General features: G+C 66.0%; 5 protein-coding genes and 2 pseudogenes. 4 read left to right on the top strand and 3 right to left on the bottom strand.

The features are described from left to right. Window positions 1-75 precede the first annotated feature (75 nt). The gene (locus tag G3436_RS06400) at window positions 76-2,130 is read right to left on the bottom strand and encodes a peptidase U32 family protein (RefSeq protein ID WP_243667037.1); all 2,055 of its coding nucleotides are present in this window, start codon (window positions 2,128-2,130) and stop codon (window positions 76-78) included. A gap of 143 nt (window positions 2,131-2,273) precedes the next feature. Continuing rightward, window positions 2,274-3,170: a bestrophin family protein gene (locus tag G3436_RS06405; RefSeq protein WP_163942600.1), complete on the bottom strand. Its 897-nt coding sequence runs from the start codon at window positions 3,168-3,170 to the stop codon at window positions 2,274-2,276. A 203-nt stretch (window positions 3,171-3,373) separates the two neighbouring features. Between G3436_RS06405 and G3436_RS28795 the strand changes: the two are divergent. The 3 genes and pseudogenes from G3436_RS28795 to G3436_RS28475 all read left to right on the top strand — a co-directional run. Then, window positions 3,374-4,087: pseudogene (locus tag G3436_RS28795) on the top strand (PAS domain-containing protein); the annotation flags it as partial. 162 nt (window positions 4,088-4,249) lie between these two features. After that, a pseudogene (locus G3436_RS28800) lies at window positions 4,250-4,486 on the top strand (methyl-accepting chemotaxis protein); the annotation flags it as partial. Window positions 4,487-4,551: 65 nt separating this feature from the next. Next, window positions 4,552-4,701 carry a hypothetical protein gene (locus tag G3436_RS28475; protein ID WP_243667038.1) on the top strand — a complete coding sequence of 50 codons (150 nt, stop codon included), beginning with the start codon at window positions 4,552-4,554 and terminating at the stop codon, window positions 4,699-4,701. A gap of 21 nt (window positions 4,702-4,722) precedes the next feature. On the opposite strand, the gene G3436_RS06415 is transcribed toward G3436_RS28475, so the two are convergent. After that, entirely contained in the window at window positions 4,723-5,466 is a 744-nt protein-coding gene (locus tag G3436_RS06415) for a helix-turn-helix transcriptional regulator (RefSeq protein ID WP_163942603.1), read from the bottom strand. Window positions 5,467-5,889: 423 nt separating this feature from the next. On the opposite strand from G3436_RS06415, the gene G3436_RS06420 reads away from it, so the two are divergent. Beyond that, the coding region (locus G3436_RS06420; protein WP_163942605.1) for a non-ribosomal peptide synthetase at window positions 5,890-9,864 on the top strand (3,975 nt) is incomplete at its 3' end.

Below are 9,864 nucleotides of genomic sequence, written 5' to 3' on the forward strand. Positions count from 1 at the left end.
CGCTGGCAAGGCGAGTCGTCGCACCGCAGCTCCCACATTTGCTGCAACGTACCATGGCCTGCAGGATCGGCGTTGTCAGCCTTGTTTGCAGGGCTCTGGATCACACAAAGGCAGGCGCGCCAGGCAACACGCCTCAATGCATCCCGCGCGCACCGTCTTGAGCAAGTCTTCAGGGCTGATATGACCCACCACATGCTTCACGCTGCCCGGCTGCGGCAAATCGAGAATATGACCCTTCATCTTGCCAATCACGTGCATCTCGCACGGCTTGCAATCGAATTTCAAGGTCAATACCTCATCACCATGAATCAATTGCATCGGCGCTACCTTGGTCCGCACCCCGGTCACGCCCTTGGCCTGCTTGGGGCACAGGTTGAAGGAGAAACGCAGGCAATGCTTGGTGATCATCACCGGCACTTCACCCGCCTCTTCATGCGCCTCGTAGGCCGCATCGATCAACTTCACTCCATGGCGATGATAGAAGTCACGCGCCTTCTGGTTGTACACGTTGGCCAGGAACGACAGGTGCGACTCCGGGTACACCGGCGCCGGGCTGGTCTCGGCTTTGCGCACCCCACGCGGGTGAGCAGCAACCCGCGCCGCCGTCAGCCTCTCGATGACATCACGGCGCAGCGCCTTGAGATGCGAGTTGGGAATGAAGAACGCCTGCGGCGCATCCAGCTCGACACCCGTGGCGTGGTACTGGGTCGTGCCCAGCTGGCACAGCAGGTCCTGCAACTGCTCCAGCGCCTGCTCCGGCTTGTTGGCCGGGCCGAACGGGCCAGCCAGGGTGGCGCTGGCCTGCACGCCTTCCTCACTGGTGGCGGTCAGCACCAGGCCGTCTTCGCGCAGGCACGCCTTCCAGTCAAGGCCGATGCGCCGCTCGGCAGAGGTCTTCTGCAACGCCTGCTGCCAGTTGTGGTCCAGGTTGCGGCTCAACGGATGGTTGGGACGCAACTGGTGCAGGCCCTTGGGCATCTCGTTGGGCTCGACGCGGTAGCGGTAGCGCGTCTCGCCGTCTTCGTCGAATTCGCCCTTGGGCTCGGCGATGTTGGCGCGAAAACCCACCACCTCACGCTTTACCAGCACGTTCAGGCCATCGCCGTTGGACAGCGGTGCATGGGTCACTACCTGCAGGTCGCGCTTGCCGACCTTCTCCACCACGCCCACCGGCAAACCGGTGAACGTCGGCGAATCAAAGGCGCCGATGTCGATCTTGCGCTCGCTGACGAAGTAGTCGGTGCTGCCACGGTGGAAGGTCTTGTCCGGGTCGGGCACGAAGAAGTGCGCGGTGCGCCCGCTGGAGGCACGGGCGAGGTCCGGGCGGTCTTCCAGCACCTCGTCCAGGCGCTGGCGATAGAAGGCCGTGATGTTTTTCACGTAGCCCATGTCCTTGTAGCGACCCTCGATCTTGAACGAGCGCACACCGGCTTCGACCAGGGCGCGGATGTTGGCGCTCTGGTTGTTGTCCTTCATGGACAGCAGGTGCTTTTCGTAGGCGATCACGCCGCCTTTTTCATCCTTGAGGGTGTACGGCAGGCGACACGCCTGCGAGCAGTCGCCGCGGTTGGCACTGCGGCCGGTCTGCGCATGGGAAATGTTGCACTGGCCAGAGAAGGCCACGCACAACGCACCATGAATGAAGAACTCGATGGCCGCGTCGGTTTCGTCGGCGATCGCGCGGATTTCCTGCAGGTTCAGCTCACGGGCCAGTACCAGCTGCGAGAAGCCGGCCTGGTCGAGGAACTTGGCACGTGCCAGGGTGCGGATGTCGGTCTGGGTGCTGGCATGCAGCTCGATGGGCGGAATGTCCAGCTCCATCACCCCCAGGTCCTGCACGATCAAGGCGTCGACGCCAGCATCGTACAGCTGGTGGATCAGCTTGCGCGCCGGCTCCAGCTCGTTGTCGTGCAGGATGGTGTTGATCGTGGTGAACACCCGGGCGTGGTAGCGGCGGGCGAATTCCACCAGGCCGGCGATGTCGCTCACCTCGTTGCAGGCGTTGTGGCGGGCGCCGAAGCTCGGGCCACCGAGGTACACCGCGTCAGCGCCGTGCAGGATCGCTTCGCGGGCGATCGCCACGTCACGCGCAGGGCTGAGCAATTCGAGGTGATGTTTGGGTAAGGACATGTTTTTTTTAGTCTGGCTGTTCACGGTAGGTGCGCATTGTAGCGGCGCAACGCGTGCTCGGCACCCTGTCAGGCCAGCGTCCTGACCAAATGGCCGCGGTGGCGGGTGATTCGCACCCGCCGGCCCTGCCAATGCGTCTGCCGTCAGGCTGCTGCCATGCGCACGCTGCCCAAGGCGTCACGCTGCATCGACTGCAGGTTCTTCTCGATGGTTTCGCAGATGTTTTCCATCTGGATCTGGTGTTCGCTGGAGCGAAACGGGCTTTGCAGGTCGGTGCCGATACGCTCGATGGCCAGCAGGATGAACCCCACCACGGTCGACACCAGCGGGGTAAACCAGCCCAGCGCCTCCACCAGGCCAACCGGCACGATCAGGCAGAACAGTGAAATGAACAGCCGTGGAAAGTACACGTAGGGGTAGGGCAGCGGTGTATTGGCGATACGTTCCAGCCCGCCCTGGCTGTTGGACAGCTCGACCAGGGTCGACTCCAACCGGGCCAGCCGTATGCTGTCCAGGCGCCCGGCCTGGTACTCGGTGGCCAGCAGCGCGGCGGAGCCGTTGAGGATGTCGTTGGCAAAGTTGTTGGTCGCCGCGCTGCGGGCAAACTCGTGGGCCGGGATGAATGCCTCGATCTCCCCGGGGCACGGCTGGCCCTTGAGGTGCGCCGCCAGGCAGTTGACGTACGCCACGTGGCGGCGCAGCAGGGTGGCCTTGATCGGGTTGACCTCGCTGCCGGGGTCATCCAGCAAGGTCAGCACCTGGCGCGCGAAACTGCGCGAATTGTTGACCATCGCCCCCCACAGGGTGCGCGCTTCCCACCAGCGGTTGTAGGCGCTGCTGTTGCGAAAGCTGATCAGCACCACCAGCGCTGAACCCAGCAGGGTCAGGGGCATCAGCGGCAAGTTGATCTTGCTGTTGAGAAACAGCATGAAGTCGACGGTGACGGCGATGTCCCAGAGCAGCAGCCAGAACAGCGACCAGCCCACGTAGCCCAGGGTCTTGATGATCAGGCGGTATTTTTTGACGATGGCAGCTTTCAAACGTGAACCTCGCGGCAGGCAGTCAGCAACAGTGCCCTAGCTAGGACGCCCATTGCCCGGCAAAGGTTCGCCTACCCGCTGGATGTAGAGACCAAGTTGTACATAAATATAATTCTGTACAACTTTTGCCGGCAAAGTGGCTTAATAGCGGCTCTTTGCCCCCGCCGTCACATAGCCTTCTTTCGGAGCATCACCCCATGTTCATGCGTATCCGCACCCTCCAGCACGCGCTGCTCGACAGCCAGGCCAGGGTGGCTCGCCTGGAGGCCGTGCAGGCTGCCCTTGACCAGGCACTGGCGATCATCGCGTTCAGCCCCGAGGGCGAGGTGCTGGAGGTGAGCCAGCCGTGCCTGGCGCTGCTGGGGTATGCGCCAGGCGAGTTGCTCGGCAAGCACCAGCGCGTGCTGTGCGAGCCGGCCTACGCGGGCAGTGCCGACTACGCCGCACTCTGGCAGCAGCTGCGCCAGGGGCGCAGTGTCGACGGCGAGTACCTGTGGCTGGCGCAGGCGGGTCGACGCTGCTGGGTGCACGCCAGCTATGTGCCGGTGCGTGATGCCCAGGGCCGCGTGCAGCAGATCGTCACGCTGGTGCGCGATATCCACGCACGGGTGCTGAGTGCACGCACCGCGTCGAGCTTCCGGCAGGCGATCGACCGCTCCATGGCGGTCATCGAGTTTGATCTCAAGGGGCAGGTGATCGATGCCAATGCGAATTTCCTGAACGTGATGGGCTATCGCCTGGAGGCCCTGCGTGGCCAGCACCACCGCCGTTTCTGCGTGCCCAGCGAGGCTCAAGGCGACGCCTATCGAGGCTTCTGGGCCGCATTGAACCGCGGCGAGTACAAGGCCGGCCAGTTCCAGCGGGTCGACAGCAAGGGCGCCACGGTCTGGCTGCAGGCCACGTACAACCCGCTATACGATGCCCAGGGGCATGTGTATGGCGTGGTCAAGTTCGCCACCGACATCACCCGTGAGGTGGTGCAGCGCGAGACGGAGTCGAATGCGGCACGGCTGGCCTTTGACACCTCGCGCCAGACCGATGCGCACACCCGCCAGGGCACCGCGGTGGTGCAACAGACCGTGACGGTGGTACAGGGCATCGCCGATGAACTGGAGCAGGTGGCCCAGGGCATTGCTGCGTTGAGCGCGCAGTCGGAGGAGATCGGCGCCATCGTCGATGCCATTCGCGGTATCGCCGAACAGACCAACCTACTGGCACTCAATGCCGCCATCGAGGCCGCCCGAGCCGGCGAACAGGGGCGCGGTTTTGCGGTGGTCGCCGACGAGTGCGCAACCTGGCGCGACGCACGGCGGCAGCCACCGTCGCGATCAGCGACGTGGTCGGCAAGAACCGCGAGCTGGCCAGGCAAGCCGTGAGCAGCATGCAGGCCAGTACACTCAAGGCGGGCCAGGGCGTAAGCCTGGCCAACCAGGCCGGCAGCGTGATCCTGGAGATCCATCGCGGTGCGCAGCAGGTGGTAGAGGTAATGGGCGAGTTCGCCCAGACGCTGGATCAGCGGCGCGGCGGCTGAGGCCAGTGCGCGGCGCGCGGCTCAGGCGCCCGCCATCCACTTGGCCAGGCCATGCCGGCCGCTGACCCCCAGCTTGGCGGTGGCGCGCTTGAGGTAGGTCTCGATGGAGCTGGGCTTGACCGCCAGTTCCTGGGCCATTTGCGCGACCGTGGCGCCGGTCAGCAGCCCGATGCAGACTTCCTGCTCGCGGCTCGACAGGTTCACCGCCTGGCGGCTCAGGCGCTTGCCAAACGCCAGGCGCAGGCTGGCCGGCGTACCCTGTGCCGGGCCATCCCCGTCGCCGAGTTGCGCATGATGGGCCACCAGCGGTAACAGTGTGTCTGCCAACTGCTTGAGGAACGACAGCTCGGCCAGGGTAAACGCGGGCTGGTTGGCCAGGCGCTGACAGCCGATCACCCAGCGCCGGTTGCCGCTGCGCGACACCAGGTTGCACTGGCGCGAGCGTTGCTGCGAATGGCGCGCCTTGAGCTGGATCAGCAGTGGGTCCTGCATTTGCAGGATGCTCGGTAGCAGCGGGTGGCGTGGGGTGTCGGCGGGCGCGGGGGGGGCCTGCAGCCCGGCACTGCCCAGCGCGCGGATGTGCACCAGGCGGGTCTGGTCCAGCGTCCACTCGCTCAGTTCCAGCCGGCTGATCGGCACCAGGGCGTCCACCAGTTGCAGCATGTACCGGGCGAAGGCCTGGTCGCCGGTGCGGGTCACCAGCTCACCCAACTGCATGTAAAACTGTGGCGTATGGCTGGGTGCGATCCAGTCGGTGCGATTCATATCCTGGTCATCCTGATGCGGGGTGAACGCGAAGTGCTCTCGTGGTCCTGTCCCCTCCTTGCGGGGGCGGGCGGCGTGGGCGGCTATTCAAGTCGCGACGCGGGGCGGTGTCTGTACTGGAATGCCGGGACACACGATGCCAGCCAAGGCCTGTGCCAGACAGCCTGCGTGCTGTTGGACGAGCGGCTGGAACGCGCTCCGATACCTGCACGTTGCCGCACGAACTGCACCGTAGGCGCCCCACTGCGGGTTTGCCCTGGGGCGCTACGGCGATTGGCGTTCAATGGCGATGGCAGTTGTCCTACAGAAGTTTCAGTGGAACGAGCGCTGTGAGCGATTGTCCGGGTTTCGGGGGGCATGCCCGCGTGGCCAAGGGTGTTTGAATCCGCTGGATACTCACATGAGAAGGATCTTATGAACCCGATGCCCGCTGCCGACACCTTTGCGCTGACCGCTGCCCAACGTGACATCTGGCTCGACCAGATGAGCAGCGGGGACTCGCCACTCTATACGATTGGCGGGTACCTGGAGCTCACCGGGGCGATGGACCCTGCACTGATGCAGCAGGCCCTGCAGCGCCTGCTGGCTGACCATGATGCGCTGCGTACGCAACTGCTGCGCGGCGCCGGTGTCGACGGCCTGCCGCTGCAAACCTTTGCTCCAGCCCCCGTGCTGAGCCTGCGGCTGGATGACTTCAGTGGTCATACCGACCCGGTGTCGGTGGCCAAGGCGCTGGTGCAGGCAGACATGCAGCAGGTGCTGGCGATGTACGACGCGCCGTTGTATCGCTTTCGCATGCTGCGCCTGGGCGCGCAACGGCATTGGCTGTGCGTCCAGGTGCATCACCTGATTCTCGACGGTTGGGGTTTCGGCCAGATGCTCAAGGCGCTGAGCGAGATCTACAGCACCCTGGCGGCAGGCGATGTGCCGCCCGCCTGCCAATCGTCCTACCGCCAGTTCGTGAGTGAGGATGAGTATTACCAGCGCTCAGCGCGGCATGCGCGTGACCGTGCCTACTGGCTGGACAAGTACCAGAGCGTGCCGGCCCCGCTGCTGGTGGCGCGCTACCACTACCGCCGCGCCGGTGACCTGGCCGCCTCGCGCACGGTCGTGCAGCCGCTGCCCGATACCCTGCATGAGCGCATGCAGCAGGTGGCCGGCCGTTACCAGTCGTCGGCGTTCCATGTGCTGCTGGCCGTGCTGCACGTGTATTTCAGCCGCACCCAGCAGCGCGACGACTGGGTGGTCGGCCTGCCGCTGCTCAACCGCTCGGGCGCGCGCTTCAAGGACACCGTAGGGTTGTTCGCCCAGGTCAGTGCCGTGCGCATGGGCTTCGGGCGTGACTGCACCTTTGCCGACCTGGTGCGTGCCGTGCGCGACGAACTCAAGCGCGATTTTCGCCATCAGCGTTTTCCTGTGAGCGAGCTGAACCGTGCCCTGGGGCTTATGCGGGAAGAGCGCGCGCAGCTGTTCGAGGTGTCGGTGTCCTACGAACCCGAAGACCATGACTTCCGCTACGGCACCGCGCTGGCACACACGGTCAAGGTGTCCAATGGGTACGAGAACACGCCGCTGGCGATTCACCTGCTCACCAATCGCTACACCGGCAATGCCCGGCTGTACATGGTCTACCACCGCGCCTGGTTCGATGCTCCGCAGGTCGAGGCACTGGGCGCGCGCCTGCTGCACTTGCTCGAACAGGTGCTCGAAAACCCCGAATGCGCGATTGGCGGGTTTGACCTGCTGACACCCGCGGATGCCCGCCAGTTGCGACAGTGGAACACCACCGTCACGCCGCCAGGCGCCGAGCCGCTGATCCATCGCCGCATCGAGCAGGTGGCCCGCGTGGCACCGCACAGCGTGGCCGCACTCGCCGACGGGCAGGCGCTGAGCTATGCCGAGCTCAATCGGCGCGCCAATGCGCTGGCCCACCCGTTGATCGCACTGGGTGTGCGCGCGGACGACCGTATTGCCGTGGTGGCGCGTCGCGGCCTGGACACGCTGGTGGGCCTGCTCGCGGTGCTCAAGTCGGGGGCGGCCTATGTACCGGTCGACCCGGCCCACCCGCGCGAGCGCCTGGACTACCTGCTGGTCGACAGCGCACCCGCCGCGGTGCTCACCCATTCGAGCCTGGTCGGGCGCCTGCCCGAAGTGCAGGTGCCGGTGATCGAACTGGACCGCCCTGCACGCGACGGCGCGGCACAAGGCAACCCGCAGCTGCCTGCGCTGACGCCACAGCACCTGGCCTACGTGATCTATACCTCGGGCTCCACCGGGCTGCCCAAGGGCGTGATGGTCGAGCACCGCATGCTCGCCAACCTGGTCGACTGGCACTGTGCGGCCTTCGACCTGCGTCAGGGCCGGCATGCCTCCAGCCTGGCCGGGTTCGGCTTCGACGCCATGGCCTGGGAGGTCTGGCCCACACTGTGCGCCGGCGCCACGCTGCACCTGGCCCCCGTGCAGGAGGGCAACGAAGACATCGAGGCGCTGTTGCGCTGGTGGCGGGCCCAGCCGCTGGATGTGAGCTTTCTGCCAACCCCGGTGGCCGAGTTCGCGTTCAGCCAGGGTCAGGACCACCCGACCCTGCAGACCCTGCTGATCGGCGGCGACCGCCTGCGCCAGTTCGCGCGCAACCAGCGCTATGCCGTGATCAACAACTATGGCCCCACCGAAACCACCGTGGTCGCCACCTCGGGGCAGGTCGAGGCCGGGGCTGCACTGCATATCGGCCGACCCATCGCCAACACCCGCCTGCATGTGCTGGACGAACAGATGCAGCCGGTGCCGCCTGGCGTGACCGGTGAGCTGTACATCGCGGGGGCGGGGGTGGCGCGCGGTTATCTGAACCGCCCGCAACTCACCGCCGAGCGCTTCGTGCAGGACCCGTTCAGTGCCGATCCGCAGGCGCGCCTGTACCGCAGCGGCGACCTGGTGCGCTGGAACGCGCAGGGCAACCTGGACTACCTGGGGCGCAACGACGACCAGGTGAAGATCCGCGGCGTGCGCATCGAACTGGGCGAAATCGAGGCCGCACTGGCCTGCCACCCCGGTGTGAAGGAAGCCGTGGTGCTGGTGCGCGACGAACGCTTGCTGGCCTGGTTCACCGAAGCCTTCGCGGTGGACCCCGAGGCGCTGCGCCAGTCGTTGCGCGAGCGCTTGCCGGCCTACATGGTACCGCTGGCCTACACGCGCCTGAACGCATTGCCGCTGACCCGCAACGGCAAGCTCGATCGGCGTGCGTTGCCGGCGCCAGAGCCGGGCGCGCTGCTCGGCTGCCTGCACGAACCGGCGCAAGGTGCGGTGGAAATCGGCATGGCCGCGCTGTGGGCCGAGGTGCTGGAGGTGGAGCGGGTAGGACGCCACGACAACTTCTTCGAGCTCGGCGGCCACTCGCTGCTGGCCGTGAAGTTGGTGGAGCGCCTGCGCCAGGCCGGGTTGAACGTGGATGTGCACGTGCTGCTCGGGCAGCCGACGGTCGCCGCGCTGGCCGCCTCGGTGGGCCAGGGGCAGGCGGTCGAAGTACCGCCCAACCGCGTGCCGCCGGGCTGCCTGCAGATCACCCCGTCGATGCTCAGCCTGACGCAGCTGGACCAGGCCGCCATCGACTGCATCGTCGCCAGCGTGCCGGGCGGCGTGGCCAACGTGCAGGAGATCTACCCGCTGGCGACCTTGCAGCAGGGCATCCTCTACCATCACCTGAGTGCTGCCCAGGGCGACCCGTACCTGTTGCAATGGCGCCTGGCGTTCGACAGCCCGCAGCGGCTGCACACCTGGGCCGACGCGCTGCAGGTGCTGGTCGACCGGCATGACATCCTGCGTACCGCGTTTGTCTGGGAGGGTCTGGAAAACCCGCAGCAGGTGGTGCTGCGCACGGTCACGATGGCCGTGCAGCAGGTTTACTTCGATGCCCCCGCAGAGGCCGCGGATGCGCCACTGATCGAGCGCTTGCAACAGCGCTTCGACGCCCGCCACCACCGCATGGACCTGGCCCAGGCACCCCTGATGCGCCTGGTGTATGCCGTCGAGCCGGGCACTGAACAGGTGGTGGCCTTGCTGCTGTTCCACCACCTGATTCTCGACAATACCGCCATGGAAGTGGTGTGCCGCGAACTGCACAGTGTGCTGTTCGACCAGCCGGCCGATCTGCAGCCACCTGTGCCGTATCGCAATTACGTGGCCGAAGTGCACCTGCGCGATGACGAGGCGCGCCACAGCCGTTTCTTCACGCAGATGCTCGGCAGCCTCGACGAGCCGACCTTGCCCTTCGGCCTGCAGGACGTGCACAGCGAAGGTCGCGGTATCGAAGAGGCCCGTGCGGCGCTGGACCACGACCTGGCCCAGCGCCTGCGGGAGCAGGCGCGTCAGGCCGGCGTGAGCGCGGCGAGCCTGATGCACCTG

This window comes from Pseudomonas brassicae (assembly GCF_010671725.1).
GTDB classification, from domain to species: domain Bacteria; phylum Pseudomonadota; class Gammaproteobacteria; order Pseudomonadales; family Pseudomonadaceae; genus Aquipseudomonas; species Aquipseudomonas brassicae.

Excerpts from the sequence above, each read along its gene's own strand:
- G3436_RS28475 (WP_243667038.1), top strand. The coding sequence starts at position 4,552 with ATGCAGGCCAGTACACTCAAGGCGGGCCAGGGCGTAAGCCTGGCCAAC.
- G3436_RS06400 (WP_243667037.1), bottom strand. The coding sequence starts at position 2,130 with ATGTCCTTACCCAAACATCACCTCGAATTGCTCAGCCCTGCGCGTGAC.
- G3436_RS06415 (WP_163942603.1), bottom strand. The coding sequence starts at position 5,466 with ATGAATCGCACCGACTGGATCGCACCCAGCCATACGCCACAGTTTTAC.